Origin of the sequence: Pontibacter harenae (assembly GCF_020907245.1) — a bacterium.
Taxonomy (GTDB): Bacteria; Bacteroidota; Bacteroidia; order Cytophagales; family Hymenobacteraceae; genus Pontibacter; species Pontibacter harenae.
In genome coordinates, this window is the sequence record NZ_JAJJWH010000013.1 from 68699 (window position 1) to 88714 (window position 20016).

The 20016-nt window shown below is 43.0% G+C and carries 12 protein-coding genes and 1 pseudogene; all 13 read right to left on the bottom strand.

Going from position 1 to position 20016, the window contains the following annotated elements:
- Nucleotides 1–105 precede the first annotated feature (105 nt).
- The 13 genes and pseudogenes from LN893_RS09005 to LN893_RS09070 all read right to left on the bottom strand — a co-directional run bounded on the left by LN893_RS09005 (nucleotide 106) and on the right by LN893_RS09070 (nucleotide 19868).
- Complete coding sequence (locus LN893_RS09005) at nucleotides 106–1446, bottom strand: vanadium-dependent haloperoxidase (protein WP_229969483.1); 1341 nt, start codon at nucleotides 1444–1446, stop codon at nucleotides 106–108.
- On the bottom strand, nucleotides 1443–4805 hold the full coding sequence (locus tag LN893_RS09010) for a VCBS repeat-containing protein (protein WP_229969484.1): 3363 nt from the start codon (nucleotides 4803–4805) through the stop codon (nucleotides 1443–1445). The genes LN893_RS09005 and LN893_RS09010 overlap by 4 nt, the downstream gene beginning before the upstream one ends.
- A 35-nt stretch (nucleotides 4806–4840) precedes the next feature.
- Nucleotides 4841–5065 (bottom strand): T9SS type A sorting domain-containing protein, encoded by a 225-nt coding sequence (locus LN893_RS09015; protein ID WP_229969485.1) that lies wholly within the window; start codon nucleotides 5063–5065, stop codon nucleotides 4841–4843.
- Nucleotides 5066–5116: 51 nt separating this feature from the next.
- Nucleotides 5117–5284, bottom strand: coding sequence for a hypothetical protein (locus LN893_RS09020; RefSeq protein ID WP_229969486.1), 168 nt, complete (start codon nucleotides 5282–5284; stop codon nucleotides 5117–5119).
- 14 nt (nucleotides 5285–5298) lie between these two features.
- Nucleotides 5299–5966: pseudogene (locus LN893_RS20715) on the bottom strand (glycosyl hydrolase).
- 394 nt (nucleotides 5967–6360) lie between these two features.
- On the bottom strand, nucleotides 6361–6972 hold the full coding sequence (locus LN893_RS09035) for an IPT/TIG domain-containing protein (RefSeq protein ID WP_229969489.1): 612 nt from the start codon (nucleotides 6970–6972) through the stop codon (nucleotides 6361–6363).
- A 29-nt stretch (nucleotides 6973–7001) separates the two neighbouring features.
- Nucleotides 7002–8165, bottom strand: a complete 1164-nt coding sequence (locus LN893_RS09040; protein ID WP_229969490.1) for a glycan-binding surface protein — start codon at nucleotides 8163–8165, stop codon at nucleotides 7002–7004.
- 31 nt (nucleotides 8166–8196) lie between these two features.
- Entirely contained in the window at nucleotides 8197–9876 is a 1680-nt protein-coding gene (locus tag LN893_RS09045) for a RagB/SusD family nutrient uptake outer membrane protein (protein WP_229969491.1), read from the bottom strand.
- Between the two features lie 18 nt (nucleotides 9877–9894).
- The gene (locus LN893_RS09050; RefSeq protein WP_229969492.1) at nucleotides 9895–13098 is read right to left on the bottom strand and encodes a SusC/RagA family TonB-linked outer membrane protein; all 3204 of its coding nucleotides are present in this window, start codon (nucleotides 13096–13098) and stop codon (nucleotides 9895–9897) included.
- Nucleotides 13099–14368: 1270 nt separating this feature from the next.
- Complete coding sequence (locus LN893_RS09055; protein WP_229969493.1) at nucleotides 14369–15040, bottom strand: GDSL-type esterase/lipase family protein; 672 nt, start codon at nucleotides 15038–15040, stop codon at nucleotides 14369–14371.
- A gap of 205 nt (nucleotides 15041–15245) precedes the next feature.
- Nucleotides 15246–16019, bottom strand: a complete 774-nt coding sequence (locus LN893_RS09060) for a 3-keto-disaccharide hydrolase (RefSeq protein WP_229969494.1) — start codon at nucleotides 16017–16019, stop codon at nucleotides 15246–15248.
- A 62-nt stretch (nucleotides 16020–16081) separates the two neighbouring features.
- Nucleotides 16082–18061 (bottom strand): c-type cytochrome, encoded by a 1980-nt coding sequence (locus LN893_RS09065; RefSeq protein ID WP_439651187.1) that lies wholly within the window; start codon nucleotides 18059–18061, stop codon nucleotides 16082–16084.
- Nucleotides 18062–18080: 19 nt separating this feature from the next.
- Nucleotides 18081–19868, bottom strand: coding sequence for a 3-keto-disaccharide hydrolase (locus LN893_RS09070; protein ID WP_229969495.1), 1788 nt, complete (start codon nucleotides 19866–19868; stop codon nucleotides 18081–18083).
- Nucleotides 19869–20016: the final 148 nt, after the last annotated feature.

Here is a 20016-nt window from a genome sequence, read left to right on the forward strand (position 1 = left end):
GTTAGGTGTAGTAAAATCAGCTTTCAAAGATCAGCCTTCCAAAAAAGCCAGATCAGAAGCCGAATAGCTTCTGATCTGGCTTCATGATAGTGGAAAAGTCATTCACTACATACCTGCAATAGTACCTTTTTTTGTTGGAACTTTCTCTACCTTTTGCAGCACCCAATTTCCTACCTGTAGCCCTTGCGTCAGGCCATTTTCAATAGCATCTTTATAGTGAATGCCACCGTAAAAACGTGAAATAGCTGCTTCTTCTGCGGCTTGGTGAAAAGAGGTAAACTTACGGGCAGGCAATCCATAGCGCATTTCAACGGTATCTTCGTAGGCAAAATCATCACCAAAATAATGCGTAAGCACAACAGCAGCGGCAGCCGAAATAGTAGAATGCCCGCTTAAATATTCAGGAAAAGGAGGCGTTTGTAACAGAGGCTTCCAGTTGGGGTCAATGTGTTTACGAATGGCCGTTTCAGGTCTAATACGATTGCTTCTGAACTTCTCGTCCCAGCAAGCCATAAATCCATCCATCAACGCCACCGATACCACTGTATTGACACGCATGGCCTTTTCAAAACTTACATTGTCTTTTCTGCAGGCGATACCCGTTATTCCCAACCAATGTGCTCCTGGAGATATCTTTTTCATGCCTGCCATCAAGTGGCCGCTCTCCTGCAAGGCAAAAGGATTACAGTCCCAGAACATGGCTATCTCCTGATGATCTTTTGACAAATTTATTCCCTGCTTGTAACATTCAGTCATTAGCTTAAAGAACTCAGAATCTTTATCTGTTGAGAATGCGGCTGGAGCCACCGGCTTAAACTGCTCACAGGTATCCAGAGTAAAAGGGCGAATGGTGTTAAAATAAGGTTCAACGGGTGCAAAAAAACCAGGCGGTGTTGGGTACCAGGAGTCATTTTCACCATCGGGCGTATACCTGGGGTAGTTACTAATTTGGTTATACTTATCGGCTTTGGCATAAGCCAAAATATGCTGGCTTACTTCCTGCGCATACTTCAAAGAACTTGCTATTATATCTTCTGAAACACCACTTTGCCTACAAGAGTCGAGAAACTGCAGCTCATACTCCTCCAGCATAGCACCAGATGGCTGCATTTTCTTGGCAGTTTCCATCATAGCCAACAAGGCACTCAGTTGGTAAGAGTGGCCAGAGACATCCGCAGGCTTTTCTATTTTAGGATATGCCTTCAGCACTCCACGCATTGTAGCAAAGCTGCTGTCGTTTTGCGAAACTACCTCATGCCCGGCCAGGCAAGCATAAGCAAAAAAGCGGGCTGCCAACGGCGGATTGGTAACGTCATTTACCATGGCCTCCGTCATTTGAGCGGTTATCTGGCTTATGTGCTCGTTGCTAAATTTTAGCTCTGCTTCTGGTTTTGTACAGGCAGCCAAACTAGCAACTATAAGTATAAAAGAAACTAGTATTCTCATCGCTTACCTATTTTATAAGCCTTGATAGCTTGCTGGTTCATTCCAAAGAGCAACGTATTGTTAATGTTCAATACACTTCGTACATCACCTTTCAGTTGTAAACCTGATTTATGTTGCGGCACATAAGCAAACCCTCCCTTGCCGTCGCCTTCTAAAACTACCCCGTAGTTAGCATCATACTTTCCAAATCGCAGACGCGCTTGGTTAATATTTCCAGTCAGCAACAGGTCCTTTTTACCATCTTGGTTATAATCGATAGCATTGAGGGCATACACAGGTGCATACTGCACTTCAATAGGCAACTGTTTTTCTACGATTTTACCATTAGGTGTGCTTTCAAAATAGGCTGTTTTCAGATGATTAGCTGTTAAACGCTTGGCTCCTTCAAGCTCCTGCGGTGTAAAGATATTATGCAGCTTTGCATCGGCATATGTCGCATAATCAGCGAAACGGGTACGCATCATGCTTATCTGGTCTAACAGTTCATCGCGGGTAACAGCTGGGTAGCTCGCTCCCTTAATGTAATAGCTCAAGATCGGATCAACAGAGCCGTTACCGTCAAAATCCTTGTAAAGCATTTCGGCTGGTTCATTATCCGAAGCTTTCATCTGCGCATTCAAACCTTGGTTACCCACCACAAGATCGGCTTTACCATCACCATTAAAATCTTCAATAAGAAGCTTATTCCACCAGCCGCTGTAGGTAGTAGTGAAATACGATGTTGTGACATCAGACAATTTTCCATTCTTATTCTGATAAACCGTTACAGGCATCCACTCTCCTACCAACACTAACTCTGGCGTGTTATCGCCGTTCAGGTCGTGCCATACAGCATCTGTTACCATGCCTGATTCTACTAGAGAAGGAGCTAATTGAGCAGTAGCATCTGTAAACTGGCCTTTCCCATTATTTAAAAGCACATAGCTGCGAGGTGTTTCAGGGTAACGGCCAGGTATAACCCTACCCCCCACAAACAAATCGAAGTAGCCATCACCATCTACATCGGCTGCACTGGCACAACTGGTACTTGTAAGCATTTTAGGCAAAGCATCTGCACTTTTCCTGAAGTTACCTTTCCCGTCGTTTAGGTAAAGTCGATCCTGGAGCAAAGCATCTTCTGGCATAAAATTGCCATAGCCGCCACTGTTTACATATAGGTCCAGGTTGCCATCTTTATTTGCATCAAAAAATAGCGCGTTCGCATCATCGCTCTTCTTATCTTCTTCAAATACAGCAACGGCTTTCATTACAAAGCTTCCATTGCGCTGCTGCAGGTACAAAGCACCTGCCTGACCTGCTGCGCCACCTGCAAAAACATCTTCCAGACCGTCGCCATTCACATCAGCTTTAACCAAGCATGGGCCACCGAAAGATAGTGGGTTCACTAGCAAAGGTTGCCTTTTAAAATCGTTTACTGTGCTTCTTTGATGCGTGAAAGAGATCGGAGATTTTGTTTCACTATAGACTGGTGACGCAGTCTTTGGTTGTTTGTAGGTAACCGTTGCATTCTTTTCCTGCAAGGCAAGCACTTGATTTGCCACTATGTCACGAATGATTTCCTGCTTGCCACTCTGCCACACGATACTTAACGAATCGACTTTCGCCTTCCCCAAGCCAAAATGCAACACTGGCGAAACACTTGATTGATAACCACGCGATGGCATCTGCTCCTGGTATTGTTGCATACCATCTGCATATAAATTTACTTTCGCGCCTATACCATTTGTGTTCATGCCAGCACCTTCTAATTTAAGCTGCAGGTAGTGGTGGTCTAACTGCTTGCTCGACTGGTTTTGGTAAATGAAGGCTGTTTTGTTTATGTTGTTGATAACCAAATCGAGGTCACCGTCATTATCTAAATCAGCATAGGCGGCACCATTGCTGTTAGAAGCATGGTTTAAGCCCCAATTTGCGCCTTGGTTGCTAAAGGAAAGATGTCCGTCGTTCTTAAAAATGTAATTATTTACATTCGAAGATGGTATCTTGTTCACTAACTGCAACAGGCTATTGACGTTCATTCTGCCGCTTTGGTAAACTGAACTTCTATACTTTATAAAATCAAGGTTAGTAAAGTCGCGCAGGAAGCCATTGCTAATAAAAAGATCTTTCCAGCCATCGTTATCGAAATCTGCAAACAACGGTGCCCAACTCCAATCTGTATTAGACATGCCTGCCAACTGGCCTACTTCACTAAAGGTGCCGTCGCCGTTGTTTACATGCAGCATGTTGCGCATGTACTGGTTATAGAAACCTACACGTTTAAAAAGCTCAAAGCGCTCATAGTTATCTGGAGAAAACAACAATTTCTGCCTCTTATTATCTTCAGGCAACATATCTAGCACAAAAATATCCTGTAGGCCATCGTTATTGATATCTACCACCTCGTTACCCATAGAGTAAAGCGAGGTGTGCCCAATGCTTTGCTGTAGTTTATCTGTGAAAGTGCCGTTACCATTGTTTATGTAAAGATGGTCTGGGGCCGAATAGTCGTTAGAGACATAGATGTCTTGCCAGCCATCGTTATTTACGTCTGCTACGCCTGCACTTAACGCATAGGTAAAGCCTGATTTTGCAAAACCTGCCTTATCAGATGCATCTATAAAAGTACCTTTGTCGTTTCTAAATAGCTTCACCCGCATGTTAGGCTCCGTCACTTTCAGATTTTGAGCGATGCTGATGTCGTCCATGTTAGTGAACAAGGCAGGGTTATGATTTAACAAAAGCATATCTAAGTCACCGTCACGGTCGTAATCGAAAAAGGAAGAGCTCACGCTATACGCAGAATCAGCCAAGCCAAAGCGCTGAGCCATTTCTTCAAACTTAGGCATGCCTGTGGTGTCTGCTCCTATGTTGATGAAGAGTTGGTTTACCCTTGCAAAACCAGGTAAATGCCCCGAGTAACACACATACATATCCAACAGGCCGTCTCCGTTCACATCGGCCATACTAACTCCTGTTTTCCAGGAATTGGCTCTACCACCAACGCCAGCCTGATGCGTTACATCCTCAAAAACCATGTTGCCTTTGTTCAGGTACAGCCGATTGCCGACCATATTTCCTGAGAAGTAAATATCCTGCAGCCCATCATTGTTTAAATCGCCAACAGCAACACCACCCCCATTATAGAAGTATTGGTAGGTTAAAATATTACCGTAAGGGTTTTCAGTTACTACATTGTTAAAGCTTACGTTTGTTTGCTTTGCGTCCAAAAGGTTAAACAGCGTTGAAGCAGGAGGAGTGGCTTCCTGCGGAGCAGCAACCTTTTCAGTTGTTTCATTCTGGTTTTTACAACTAGAAAACACAGTAACTAAAATTCCGATTAATATGGGGGCAATGGATAATTTGTTAGACTTGATCATAGATTTGTGCAGCACTTATGCTTAACATAATAATCCTACTCTTTAACTATTTTCACAGCTGCTCGGAGGTATACCCTTACAAAATAGATTCTTTCCAAAAATTCAGCTAATGAAACAGAAATCTCATTCCCATTAATTGTCTGATCTTTCACTATTTTGCCCTGAATATTATAAACCGTAACAAGCTGTATGCGCTTTTCACTGCTAATATGCAGAATATCTTTCACTTTTGTTGGATAAGCTACAAAATCAAATTTCACTGTTTAACCATCAAATAATCCTGTTGTCTGCTGCGTCTCATCCGCAGGGTCTTACCTACTATAATTTCTTAAATCAGGCTTTACATCCAATGTTATGACATAGTCATGGGCTAACTCTTTTTGCCATAAAGCCAGCGGAATATACATGCTGTCGCGTGTGTAGTTTCGTACCAAGGCATAAACCAGGCAGCCTGCTCCGTCTCTTACTAAATTATCCACATCAGGAAACGAATCTAGTTGCTCAAAGCCTGCATCTTCATGCCGCCATACCTGCTATTCAATTCGTTAAACTCAAGCACATGCGATGTATGGTCTCCATCATTATAGTTATCACGACCGATAATGTCTACATATTCATCACCTGGATACCAAGCGTCATCGTTTGGCACCATCGTCCAAACCTTAGTTAGATTAGTTAAATCATAATTATACACCATTCTGTAATAAATTAAATGCCAAAGTTCTTTTAAAAGTTCCGCACCTTTGGCACCCCACCAAACCACCCTCCAGCAGCCTCGTGTAGTGGCCGCCAAACTACAGGAACTCTCTGATCCTGAAGCTCTTTCAGCATTCCAGCTACATAATCAATGTCAGCTAGTATGGCTCTGTATTCTGCTGAATTTTCATCAGGTATTTTTAGAATAAAGAATGTAGTGCTAATTAAGTGAGACTGATTTTTAATATGAAACTCTTCTGTTGTTCTGGATGGATCGTGCCAGTGCCAAATTATGGCAGGTATACCGTTTCGGTTATACCAGTTCTTGGCATCAGTTATAGGTTCTTTGTCGTTGTACCAACTGTAGGCACGCCCACTGTGCATAAAATCCAGTCCAACCAATGCAGGCTCTTTTCCAGTATTCTGTTTCAGCCAATTTACTTCATCCATACTGCTTAGCGTCATTACTCCTGAAATGATCTTGTCGCCGTAGTTATTCAGCAGGAAATTTTATAGGGCTGCTTCCTTGAAAAATGGAGGAGAATGCAAAAGAATCAAGACGATTTTTAATAAAAGGCCCCTTCCCCACTCGCTGAACGCTCAAACATGAATTCGTCATTGGTGCACATGGAAGAAACCTTCTATTTTGTAGCAGAACTGCGAACCTTATTTGTTATATAGATATGGAAGATGCCAAATACTAAGTGATATTGAATAACAAGGCATGATAAAATTTCTATTCACAGCTGATACATAAAAAAAGGAAGGACATCACTGCCCTTCCTCTTTTTGCAAGCACTACTACAGTCTCAGACTAATATAATTGATGTAATGGTACTCATCTGTGCTGTAAAACACTTTAGTTGCTCACTACAAAATCCTCTTCTGTCTCTACTAAAGTAGGCTCTACACCACCACCAATAAACAATAGCTTACCAGTTTGTGCAGTCATTGGAACGCGAAGCACCAATTGCGTAGCAGATTGGCTTACAAACTCACTCACTGTGTCTCTGTCGAAGAAAACAACTCCCTCTACCCAGTTAAGCCTAGTACCAGTAACGGTGATATTATCACCAGGTCTTGCCTCAGGGGTAAAAGAAGAAATAGTGATTGGCACTGTAAAGCTCAACACAGTTTTAGACACTACATCACCACCACCTGACACTTTAAGCGTTACTACACCTGCCATTGTAGTCTCAGGTACAACAAGTCTGATAACCTCAGATGTTTGCTCCAGGAAATCTTCTTTAGCTACGGTTGCTCCAACAAACTCAATAGCCTCTACTTTATTTAAGTTACGGCCAAAAAGGCGAATTTCTTCACCATGATAAACACCAGACGGACCAAAGCTTAATAGCTCTACCTGGCCAGTGTTTAAGTTATCGTCGTCGTCGTCGCATGACGTAATGATTCCGAAAGACAGCACAAGGCATAAGAGTAAAAATAACCTTGTGTTATAGAAATTTTTCATACTTATATCTTTATAAGAATTTAAATAATTTATTCTGCTATAGGTACTACCCGCAAGTTATCCATTGCAAAGTTTGTATTAACCGCTACTGGACCATGGAACCAGAAAGACATATTATAACCATTCGGGTTGTAGGCAAACTCCTCGTTAGCAGTATAAAAATCTTCAAAAGGAATACTTACTGTTTCCCACCGACCATTAGTATTTACGTTTGGTCTCCAAGTATAGAATTGGGCATCTCTTTCAGAAACTAGATCACCATTGCCTATATACATTCTCAATTCTGCTCCAGCTAAAGGTGCCAGCGTATTAACTTCAAACTTTAAGACATAGTCAGCTGGGTTTGCCAACGCATCTTCAGGGATATTTCTATTTTCTAAAGCTAAGTCGCTGTTTGCAGGACCAACATAGAACTCGGAATAAGGGTATGGACCTAAAGATTTGTTGAAACGCACAAACTTACCGTTAATAGCAGGAATAACAGGATCTGACGCTTTAACATAGTCAGGTCCTGTCCACAAACCTGCAAGGGTTCCGTCGAAACCAGCAATGATGTTTCTGTTGTCACGGAACCAGAACTCAGACTCAAACTCGCCAAAGTTCGTTGATACGGTGATCGGGCCTGGCACTGCTCCTTCAGGTACTATTACTTCTATAACATTGGCATCTTCTGAAACAGAAACTACTTCTCCTTCTACTCCTCCTGTAAAAGTTACTGTCACGGGATCATAGAAGAAGTTACCATAGATTGTAGCAACATCACCTGTATTTACATATTCACTCAGCATTCCTGTTATTACTGGTTCGCTAATGTCTACCTCAAAATCGTACATCAATGAGTCACCATCTGCAAAAATGATCTTTATTTGATTAGAAATTTCTGTTGGAATATCAGCTGGCACTCTTGTGATAATAGAAGTATTCGTGATAAAGGTAGGAGAAAGAGAACCTCGCAGGTCGTTAAACCAGATTTCGCGTGCACCTTCTAAATTCTGTCCTACGATCGCAATCATTGCTCCCTGTCCTGCTTTCGCAACTAGGGAGTCTGAAGCATCTGGATTGGTGATTCTAATATAATTAATTGTAGGTTTTCCGCCGTACGGAAGCTCTTCGTCTTCCGTACAGCTTGAAAACATTCCCACCATCGCAACAGCGATGAAAAAGAAAAGGATTGATTTAAAACTAAATTTCATATTTTGATTATCTATATCAAACAATATCTTTTTAACCACCGAAATCATACTCAACCGGCTCATCCCTTAACCATGGGGCCTGGCCTGCTTCAGCTGCTGGTATTGGAAGCAGGAAGTTTCCAGAATTAGCCGTAGCAGTTCTTTCTTCAAACCACTCCGTTTTCTCAAAGCTCCAAGAAGTAGGGTTAGGCATACGGTTTGGATGCACTACAAACATACCACGGTCCTGGCTGTTTACGATACCATAAGCTCTTTGAGGATCGAAGTAGTGAATTCGAACTAAGTCATACCACGCTAATCCTTCCATAGCAAACTCCTTCATGCGCTCTTCAAATACATCCTGCCAGGTAAGCACATTTTCAATTGGAGCTACTCCAGCTCTTCTTCTGATAACGTTAACATATTCCAGAGCTTGCGCATCTGTTGTAGATTGACCGCTACCAATTGCTGCATCTGCGTAAATCAGATACATTTCGGCTAATCGCAACATGTACGTGTTGTTAGGGTAGTTTTGCTGGGCAGCCTGACCTCCAAATCTCTCCACATCGACAGCTTTACCAACTACGTACTTCTTGATACTTGCATAGCTGTTATCAGTAGTTGCTGCTGGAGCTGGGAATACTAACTCCTGCAACGTAGCATTACCGTCAGCACCTGTCACGGTTTGTGAAATTTCAGGATAATGGAAGCCTGGGAGCATATAAGTAGCTTTCAAACGCGTATCATTAGTGAATCCATTTTCAAACAGGCCATCGTAAAGGCTCAGTTGCCACCAAGAAGCGCTTAAATCACCTCCCCATCCATCGCCATTGGCAATGTCGTTGCTAAAGGTTATCTGAGACACCATGGTATTCCTGTATCCATAATCATTTGGGTTAGCTGAGAATACCCACTGCTGCTCAAACAACGACTCAACGTTATTGTCATAAGGATAACGGAACAGGTTTGCATAGTTAGGTAACAAGCTACGGCCACTCATTGTTATAACTCTCTGTGCATACTCCTTCGCAAGATCCAGGTACTCCTGGTTCATGGTGCCACCTACACCAGCTCTGGTCAGGTAAGTTCTGGCCAACATACCTTCTGCCGACCATTTTGAAATTCTACCAACATCAATAGGATTAGCAGGAAGGTTTTCAGCCGCGTATTGATAGTCTCTAGTGATAAACTCCCAAACATTCTCTACTGTGTTACGCTTAACTTCCGGAGCGTTCAACAACGCTAAATTATTCTCAATAATAGGAACTGGACCATAGTTCATCACCAGCATAGAATAAGCAGTGGCGCGCATAAAACGTGCTTCTGCAATTACGTGCCTTCTTATTGCGTCAGATACTTCAGGTCCTGCATAGCGCTCAACGTTTTGAATGAGTGTGTTAGCCTGTCCAATTACAATCCAGAATGCTCGGTAAGCTTGGCTATTTGAAGTTGATACTTCTGTTGTATTAAATAATACGTCGTCTCTGTATCCCCAGGCACGGAACGTTGTTCCAGCTCTTAAATCTCCCAAAGCCCAAGAGGCCTGATCCACATAATCCTTCCAAACTACGCTATATAGTGGTGATGACGCTGCCAATAATTGGGCATCAGTTTTAAAGAAGTTAGCATCCACTAATGTATCTAGAGGAGGTCTTTCCAGAAATTCTTTCTCACAGCCCGAAAAAACGGACATTGCCATGAGGCCTCCTATGTATAAAAATTTATTCTTCATCTTTTTTGTTGTGTTTAATTAAAAATCAATACCAACGTTAACAGAGTAAACTGGCGTTAGCGGGTAGCGGCCATAATCCACACCGATAGCAGCATTTCCTGCATTAGCGTTAGGGCCTACATAAGATCCAACTTCAGGGTCGTAACCAGAGTAACCTGTTATAGTAGCTACGTTCTGTGCACTAACTCCTATTCTAGCCCCTCTAATGTACTTCAGTTTATCCATCACTGAAGAAGGCAGGTTGTAGTTCAAAGTAATATTTTTAAGTCTTACAAAAGAACCATCTTCTACATACTTGTCAGTGTGACGAGTGAAGTTGTTGTTTCTGCTACTAGCTGCTATTCTGGCTACTGTCGTACCTGGGTTCAGCAGGTAAGGATTGCCTTCTTCGTCTAAAGCAACTTTGGCATAGTCAAATGCACCAGTAAACAGGTTACGACCTAGGTTAATGTTGTTCGGGTTAGTATTCTCGTTACGCAGGTAGTTATAAATGTCGTTCCCGAGAGTGCTTGTAATCAGTACACTTAGATCAAAACCTTTGTACGAGAAATCGTTGGTTAAACCTGCAAAATATTTTGGCCAAGGGTTACCGATAAATGTCTGATCCTCACCTGTGATGATGCCATCACCATTGATATCGCGGTATTTCACATCACCTACCCAAATGCTGTTTTCTGCAATCGGGAAAGGGTTGCCATTGTTATCAGCTGGGCGTGGGCTGTTCTGCAGGTCATCCATATCCTGGAATATACCTTCTTCTATATAGCCGTAGAACAACCAAGGAGCCTGACCTACTACTGTACGCTGTGTCCAGTCATTCATCCACCAGTTGATGCGGTCTATCTGGCTGCTTTCAGTAGTTAAGCTTCTTACCTCAGTTTTAACGTGAGAAATATTGAAGTTAGTTGACCAGTGGAAGGCTGCATTGTCGATGTTGATGGTATTTAAGCTTAATGTCCATCCAGTGTTTCGCAAAGAACCGATGTTAACTGTAGGCGGCTGAATAGCACCGTTACCGTTTGTACCCATGTACCAAGGCAATGAGCTTCCTAAAATCAGGTTATCAGTATCTTTGATGTAGTAATCACCTTCTATCTGGATTCTATTTTCAAACAAACCTAAGTTAATACCAAAGTTGTTTGTTTTTGTCTCCTCCCACTGGAAGTTCGGGTTTGCATATCTGTTAGCTATAAAACCAGTACCCCATGGTGTTGGACCTGCGCCAAGTGTACCATATATAGCTGCACCACCTCCTTGAGAACCTGTCAGGCCAATCTCATAACGCAGCCTTAAGTCACTTACAAAAGGAAGCGTAAAGAACTCCTCTTCAGATACTCTCCAAGCTGCTGATAATGATGGGAAATAACCCCATCTGTTTTCAGGACCGAAATTTACAGAACCATCTGCACGGAAAGCACCTGTAATAATATAGCGCTCATTGAAGTTATAGATGGCTCTACCTAAATAAGACTCCATCGCCCACTCACCTTGTCCGCCGTTAGCAGCACTTGTACTCGCATCACCAGCATTCAAGTCAATTACGTCATTCGAAGGAAAACCAGATCTCTGGCCAAACAAATTCTTCCATCTAGATTCATTCACTTCATGGGTTGCCATCAGGTTGATACCGTGCTTACCAAATTGCTTTTGGTACTGTAGCATCTGGTTCCAGTTATAAGAAGTGTTTAAGCTGTTATTATTATTTAAAACAGCTAGTGCATTTTGCTGATAACCGAACTGGTAAGTTGGCAGGAAATAAGTAGAGTTTGAAAAACCAACGTTTCCGTTAAAAGAAGTATTGAAGTTCAGCCCTTCTATGATTTTGAATCCTAAAGTCAAACCTCCAAGTAACTGTCTTTTTTCCAAATCATTTTGAGTTATCTCTGCAAGACCAATTGGGTTTGGTGGCGTAAATTGCTCTGCTGTGTTATTCGGAGTTACAGTACCACCACCATACGTACCATCTAAGTTTCTTACTGGAATGTGTGGAGCTAACTGAATAGCTCTAGTGATAACATCAGATTGCGTGGTTGATATACTTTCGTTTGTTTGCGCGTAGTTGATGTTAGCTTTGATAGTAAGCCAATCCTTCGCTTGGTTATCTAAATTCAAACGTACTGAAGCTCTATCGAAGCCAGACCCCAAAGCAACACCTTCTTGGTTAAGGTATTCACCTGATAGGTAGTATGTTGTTTTTTCGCTACCGCCGCTCACGCTTACCTGGTGCTTTTGCATTGGAGCACTTTTGAATAGCTCATCCTGCCAATCAGTTCCGTTACCTAATAGAGAAGGATCTAAAAAGTCTTCACGCACATTACCGCCTGCAATGGCCTTATACTCGTTGTCCATCTGAGCATACTGGGGTAGACTCATAACATCTAGTTTTCGTGGAGCCGTTTGTAAACTGTACAGGTAAGCATAGTTGATACGGATATCACCAGCCTTACCACGCTTAGTCGTAATCAAAACAACACCGTTTGTTGCTCTAGAACCATAAAGCGCTGTAGCAGAAGGCCCCTGCAGGATTTCCATGCTCGCGATATCAGCTGGGTTCAGGGTAGAAAGCGGGTTAGAACCAGCAGGAGAAATAGCTCCTTCTATCTGCACACCGTCAATTACATAAAGCGGCTCGTTTGATCCACCGATAGAGTTTACACCTCGGATGTTAACAGAAATACCACCACCTGGTGCACCTGTGTTCTGTGTTACATACACACCTGCAGCACGTCCTTGAATAGCCTGCTCGATTGTAGTGTTAACGGTTTTCTCAATTTGCTCAGAGCCGATAGTTGTCTGAGCTCCTGTTACCTCACTTTTTCTAACTTCACCGTAACCTGTAACTACTACCTCCTGAAGTACTTTCTGATCTTCAGCCAGTGAAATATTGATTTGAGACCTTCCGTTAACATTCACCTCCTGCTGCGTATAACCAATATAAGTTACAATCAGCACTGCATTTGGTGCCGCCTGTAATCTATAGTTACCATCAACATCAGTGATAGCTCCTGTGGTAGTACCTTTCACACTAACACTAACCCCGATAAGAGGCGAGTTGTCTGCGGCAGAGGTAACCGTACCCGTCACGGTTTGCGCTGTTTGCGCAAAACCTAATAATCCCTGCAACAGAAACATCACCAGTAGTACTGGAGCTATTTTCCACGCAGGGAGAAAATTCACAGGGTTCTTTTTCAAACCCCCGTAAGTGTACATGTATTTCATCATAATTGACTTTAATAATGTTTAAATTTTACTGAATTGAACCTAGAATCTGGTGCACCTACACACCTGGCAATACTACAACATCTGAACATCCTGTTCTTTTGACATGAATTTAACTTTGCATAAGGTTAGACATTGAAAACACTTTATAACTTGTATTTATATAAAGAGCACAAGATACAAGCACATGATTTTGTGAAATCGGTTGCAATCTAAAAATGTTTGAGTTCTCAATTACTATATAATCTTATCCGATTATAATAGTTTTTTATCACTTTCACCTATAAAGCTTATTTTGTGGATGTGAGTATTTACTTAAATAACTTTTTAAAATAAGTAAACGCTCATTTACATCTCAAAGATAACAGAACCCCCGATACAAACAAATAAGTTTCACTCTTATAATATTATGTAAAAGCACCAGATAGTAAAGTAAGAGCATTAAAAATGTAGCTTAAAGACACACAGGCGCTACTTACGAGGCAAACTGAGAAGTAGTTTCACCATTTAAAGAAATCATTTAGTTACAACACAGATGACTATTTAAGAAACATAGGTAGAACAGTAATTTTGCACTCAAATTTTCCTCTCTATTTTCTGCAGCTAATTTGTTTATAAAATTAATCTAATACCTCATTAGTAAATACATATACTTTTAAATCAAGGAATTAAGTACTCATTATAAAATTGGCTACTACATTTAGTGTTATATTGACACAAATAAAATCTCTCCTGCACCTTCTACCGCAGTTTTAGGAAGAATGTGTAGGTAAAAACAAGCAAAATAGGTGGAGAATAATTTTTCTTTCTGACTAAAAATTTGTCTTTTGAGAGGGTGCTGGCATTAGATTTCTATCAATACCTACAGACAGGCATCAAGGGTAGAAAGAAAATTAATTTACAGCTAGAACTCTTTCAATTAAATCCATAATATTTATACTTATAGCGAAGGAATTTTTATGTTTGGGATGAGAAGAATAGGCTTTAAGATGTTTCCTGTCCTCAGATATATCTTCTCTACCCTGCTAATCCTTAAGAATTGGGACTTTCATTTTTTTCTTGAACGATTAAGAGTACACTCTTTCTTCAAAGTCGGAGTAACAATTCGCTCATTATGATTGGCTAAGCTAGTTAATCAGCAATACCATGTAAAAACAGATTAAAACAATGCTATTAAATCAGAGCTTTTCGATAGGGTTAATAAAAAGCAAAGCGCCTGTGGCTTCTTTGCTATAAAGAAGCCACAGGCGCTTTGGTAAAACAGAATTAATTATTACTTCTTATTATTTAATACTGCTGCTTTTCCCTTCGATGTTATTTCCTGGTATACTTCCTTCGCCAATAACCCTGCTCCTGCCTCATTTGGGTGTACGCCATCATAAGTCAGTTCGGCTTTGCCAATGAAAGGTGTATAAAGGTCAATGGTTTCAACTTTAGCTTTTCTCGCAACCTTCTTAACGGCAGGCAAAATCTCCTCTTTCACGATACTTGCCGTAATACCCCATTTATCTTCAAAAACAGGTAAAGGATAGCAGATGTATACTTTCGGTTTGGAAGGCAGCATTTTGAATGATTTTACCAGTTCAACGTAATCCTTCACAAATTCGTCTTTATACTCCCAGTTCTGCGGCTTCGTATCATTTGTACCTAGCTTTATAATAACTACATCTGGGTTCCAAGCCAGAACTTCCTGGTACTTGGCCTCTTTCCAGTAAGGAAGGTTACCTTTTTTCAAAAGAGTTCTTCCGCTAACACCATAGTTATGCACCTCATACTCCTCCCCTAACAACTGCTGCAAAGCCTGCGGATAAGTAGTTTTAAGCCCACTACCCTCCGTAATGCTATTGCCCACACAGGCAACCTTAATCTTTGACTGTGCCTGCACACTTACCGTGAAGAACAGCAGTAAGCTCAAGGCAAAAATTGATAAAAAAGATTTTCTCATGTTGATATTATAAAAGAAATTGAAGCTATAAGCTATAAAACTTAAATATGCTGTTTTGATAACTGAACAGCTACTGTGCTTGTTGGTGAGAACACACAACAAAGGCAAAAGTGGTATTGCAGCACCAAATTAAAACAAAGAACTAAAATAGAAGCAAGAAATGACCTACCTCAGTTCTAGTCCTTTGCTTCATACACATTTCCTCTTACAATTCTCTGATCCAAATATTGCGGTAAGCCACTGGGTTACCATGATCTTGTAAGCTGATAGGAGCTTTGCCGTGTGCTTTATACTCTGGCAGACCTATATACTCCGTCGGGCCTTTAATATCGACATTATTTTGCACCAGCACCCCGTTATGCAGTACCGTTACACGGGCAGGCGAGAAAACAGAACCATCTTCTTTGAAACGTGGAGCTGTGTAGATAATGTCGTACACGTTCCACTCGTTTGGCTTACGCATAGCGTTTACCAGCGGACGGTGCTGCTTGTAAATACTGCCAGCCTGGCCGTTAGAGTAAGTGCGGTTGTTATAGGAGTCCAGCACCTGTACTTCATAGCGGTCCTGCAAAAAAATGCCGCTGTTGCCTCTGCCCTGGCTGCTGCTCTGCACCAGATCTGGAGCACTCCATTCTATATGCAGCTGAAAGTCCTGGAATTCACGTTTAGTGGAGATGTCGCCTTTGCCTACCGTAAACTCACCGTTATTTACCTGCCACTGGGCTGCACCGCCACCGTCCTTGGCTTTCCATTCTGATAAATTCTTTCCATCAAAAAGCACAATGGCATCTGAAGGCGCGGCCGTATTGTTCGTTCCTGGCGTTATTACACGTACTTCTGGCTCCCAAAACTCTGTCATCTCGGGCACCATTTTAGGTGGTTTTGGCACTTCCTGCGCCTGTACTTGGGTAAAAGCAAAAAGTCCTAGAATTGCAGTTGTCAGGGCTGTTCTGATAAAACAAGTATGTTTTGTAGTCATGGGGTGAAGTATATCTTATAGTTAAACTTAAAGAAACTTGAAATCTAATTAGTGTGGAAGAATTAATTCAACGAATTTATCCACGCGGCTATTTTCAACGCATCGCTTTTCGGCACCTGCGGCATAGGTGGCATGGGTGTAGCATAGCCAGGCCAGTTCTCTGGCTTCGGCTCATGTATAAGCTCCACAATCTGCTGATCTGTATACTTTCGCTTCGCCACTTCTTTGAATGCTGGGCCAACCTGCTTCTTATCAGGATTATGGCAGGCAAGACAAGTATTTTTAGCCAGAATCGGTTTTACATCGGCAAAAGTAAGTGCTTCTTTTACAGGAGCAGCCTTCGCTTTGGTAGTAACAGGTTTTGCGGCGGCAGTTGCTTTAGTGGCAGCTTTAGCCGTAGTTGCATTGGTAGCAGCTGTTTTCTGTTTCGCCTCCAACGCAGAATTGCGCGTACTGACATCTTTTAGCACTAGCTTCTCCCCTGCTGGAATGCTGTTCAAGGTATAGTAGCCTGATGAGTGCACCAAGGTGTAGTAGTTTTCTTTTGCACGAACACCATCTAATTTAATTAAGTGAATATAGCCTTCACGCAGGCCATCTACCACAATGCGTGCTTTCATACCATCATCCGATACTTTCACTCCTTTTATAGTTAAATCCTTTCGGTTAACAGGCGGACTTCCGTAAACTGCGTGATATTTATAGACAAAGCTTTCTACTGAATATGAAGCCAGGTCCTCCGCTGATTTTTTATCAACAGGTGTGGTGAACTCTACTTCAAAACCATCGGGCATGGCATGAACCGTACGCATCTCGAACGGTACTTTGTTGTTCCACACCAGGCGCTGCAAACCTTCGTTTGCTTCACCTGCCGAGCCCCAGCCACGATTCGTCTCACCTATAAACAAAGAGCCGTCCTTTGCCCAATCCATACGCAGTACACCAGATTGAAAGCCACTGCGAAAATCGAAGGCTATACCTTGATATTCTCCGTTTACTTTTTCCAGCACTACGCGCATAATTTTACTCTGCCCCTGATCTCCTACCAGTAGCTGTCCACCAAAAGGACCAAAATTACCTTCTGGTATTTTGATGATCTCAGAGTTTGAAATACCATAGATACCATGCGGCAACCACACAGCAGGCAGCTGCAGCTCAGGAAACTGCTTTTTCATATCGAACATAGTCACAAACTCTTCGTTCTGCCTGTTCTCTGGTTTTACTGGTTCACCGTTGGCATCCACTTCCTCACGTGTGTCCATTTTAGCAAATACCTGCTCCTGTTTCAGCTTTACAGGAGACTGTGGAGACTGAGCCCAACGCAAACCTCCTGGATGAACGGTAAAAGCACCTTGCTTCACATGCCATATACCGCCAGAACCAACCCAATCGCCTTGATTTTCGGAATAAAACATTTCTCCATCAATCATACCCAAACCAGCTGGCGAGCGCATGCCTGTGGCCCAAGGCTCCATTTTCCCCTCTGGCGTAATGCGCAGCATCCAACCGCGCCACGGTGCCAGGCTCTTGGCGTGCCACCACGGGTCTGGGAAGCCGAGATTTGTAGTGACGAACATAGAACCATCTGGCGCCAACTTCGGACCGAAACTATATTCGTGGTAGTTGCCCGACAATGGCCAGGCGTACACCGTTTCAAACAGATCGGCTTTACCATCGTTGTCTGTATCGGTTAGTTTAGTGAGTTCGCCGCGCTGCGCACAGTATAGCGCGCCATCTTTATAGGCCAGACCCAGCACTTCGTGCAAACCAGAGGCAAACTTTCGGAAGAATGGCCTTGCACTTGTTGGATTCTCCACTATAAAAATATCGCCTCTGCGTGTAGAAATACCTAGATCGCCATTTGGCAAAACCGTTAAGCCGCCTACTTCCAGCAAGGTGCCTTCTGGCGAACTTACACGCATAATCTTAAAGAAATCCTCCTCCATCGGCGACTCCTGCGCCTTTACTGCTGTGCTAAGGCCAGCTACTAACACACCTGCCATTAGCACCTTCCGCACAAACTTTCTACTTATATTTTTCATGTCTGATAATCTTCTAAATTTAGAAAAGGATAGAATAAACCAACTTCTCACGAACAGGCACTAGCAGTTCCTGGCGCCCTGCAGAGGTACGCACAACTGGTTTTGCACCAGCTGCATCGTCTAACCGCACATAATAGGCTTTGCCATCTACTACATACATGCCTTTGCCAGCGTCTTCAATCTTGTCGCCTTCTACCAAACGGGCATACAAATTGGCCGCAGGATTTTGCACCGTCAGTTCCCGACGCAGCCCCTGCCCATTCTCTATCACGCTAATGGCATCCTGCACCGTTGCACCGTACACCTGATAACTAAAAGTAGGCTCAGATTTTTTGTTCAGGCGATAGCTTTTCGGTTTGAAAGAACTTCCTGCTGTGTCTGGTGCCCAGGCATCTTGCGCTGAAGCCAGGTGCGCGATGGTTAGCACAGGCATAGCCAGGTGCTGTACCGAACCGAGCGCTTTAGAAGAACCGTCGCCGCGCTCGTGCCACATAGGCGTAGCATCCAGAAAACCGCCGCGCCACAGTTGCACAATGGTACCATGGTCCATATCGTAAGTATAATGCAGGTCTGTTGGGCTACCAACAGACACCGCATGTGTTACCCGCTTATTACCAGGCAAATCAATGAAGCTGCGCAGTACAGGACGTTCTTTCACATCTACCAGAATAGGATCTACTACATCAGCTAAACCTACTTCTTTGTCGCTGATCAGGAATTCGCGCAAACCAGGACCAGAAACTTGTAGCACCAGCGCTGGCTGCGCCCAATCCATGTACTTAGAGTATAGTAGCTCGAACGGTACTTCGCCTGCAGGCAAGTTTACCGAACCTCCCCCATTCCAGTAGCGCATAGGTGTTGCTTCTTCTCCATTTACACGCACCATACCCGAACCACCTGGTGTAGTGATGTTGAAGGTATATTCTCCTGGCTCTTTCGCCACAAACGTGCCTCTGTAACGAATCAGATATTGTTTTGCTTTAGCATTGAGACTAGAGGTAAGCATACCTGTCGGGCCTTCTGCTTCGGGAGGAATGCTATCGTATTGCGGCTCCTGATCGAAGCGGCCACCGTAAATGGTGTACGTCAGGTTCTTTAGCTCTGGGCGAGGTTTGTTATAGTGGCTCACTTTGATGTTGCGAAACGCCACCGCCCCATGATCACCTTGAATTCGCAGCGGTCCTGTAGGCTTCTCTTTAGTAGAAACAGCGCCGCGTGTCGGACCGAAAAGCTCCACATTCTCATGTACTGGTACACCGTTCAGTTCCACTCGCAGCAGCTTCGCATTCTCTGTTTTGTTGCCACTCGCATCGAAGCGCGGAGCCTGAAACGAAATTTTCAGGTGCTGCCATAACCCTGGCGCACGACCTGCATTCTGGCGTGGCGCATAGCCTTGGTAACCCTCCTGCCCTTTCGGTCTACTTTCATCCCAACGTTCGTACACGCCGCCGTTGCTGCTTGCTGACAGGCCTGTCGTACCCCAATTATCTGCCAGCTGAATTTCGTACAGCCCCTGCAGGTAAATGCCCGAGTTAGAACCTTTGGCCATCATATAGTCAAGTTCCAGGTCCATGTCGCCATGCTCGAAATCGGTGAAAAGGTCTTTGCCTTTGTTTCTTTTGGTGGGAGTGTTCACTAAAATACCTTCTCCCCCACTGGTGCTGAGTTTATTTTCTTTGGCAAGGTCAGTGTTAACGTCGCCTGCAATTTGCCAGCTTTTACCAGGATTTTGAAAAGCCGAAAAGTCTTTGAGCGGAATGGTGTTGGTCTGAGCCTGGGCAGTAGTCGCCAAACCTAGACAAGCCATAAGCGCAAACGCTTTTCCTCGCTGTGAAAATGATAGAATCTGTTTTGTTAGCATATTATTAAACTATAGCTCTTGTATATTTTATCTGCTGTAAGTTTTAGAGAAAGCTGAAATAGGTGGTAAAAAGATTCTCTTAATAAAACCGTGA

Excerpts from the sequence above, each read along its gene's own strand:
- LN893_RS09055 (WP_229969493.1), bottom strand. The coding sequence starts at position 15,040 with ATGAGAAAATCTTTTTTATCAATTTTTGCCTTGAGCTTACTGCTGTTC.
- LN893_RS09005 (WP_229969483.1), bottom strand. The coding sequence starts at position 1,446 with ATGAGAATACTAGTTTCTTTTATACTTATAGTTGCTAGTTTGGCTGCC.
- LN893_RS09060 (WP_229969494.1), bottom strand. The coding sequence starts at position 16,019 with ATGACTACAAAACATACTTGTTTTATCAGAACAGCCCTGACAACTGCA.
- LN893_RS09035 (WP_229969489.1), bottom strand. The coding sequence starts at position 6,972 with ATGAAAAATTTCTATAACACAAGGTTATTTTTACTCTTATGCCTTGTG.
- LN893_RS09010 (WP_229969484.1), bottom strand. The coding sequence starts at position 4,805 with ATGATCAAGTCTAACAAATTATCCATTGCCCCCATATTAATCGGAATT.
- LN893_RS09040 (WP_229969490.1), bottom strand. The coding sequence starts at position 8,165 with ATGAAATTTAGTTTTAAATCAATCCTTTTCTTTTTCATCGCTGTTGCG.
- LN893_RS09045 (WP_229969491.1), bottom strand. The coding sequence starts at position 9,876 with ATGAAGAATAAATTTTTATACATAGGAGGCCTCATGGCAATGTCCGTT.
- LN893_RS09070 (WP_229969495.1), bottom strand. The coding sequence starts at position 19,868 with ATGGCTTGTCTAGGTTTGGCGACTACTGCCCAGGCTCAGACCAACACC.
- LN893_RS09065 (WP_439651187.1), bottom strand. The coding sequence starts at position 18,061 with ATGAAAAATATAAGTAGAAAGTTTGTGCGGAAGGTGCTAATGGCAGGT.
- LN893_RS09050 (WP_229969492.1), bottom strand. The coding sequence starts at position 13,098 with ATGATGAAATACATGTACACTTACGGGGGTTTGAAAAAGAACCCTGTG.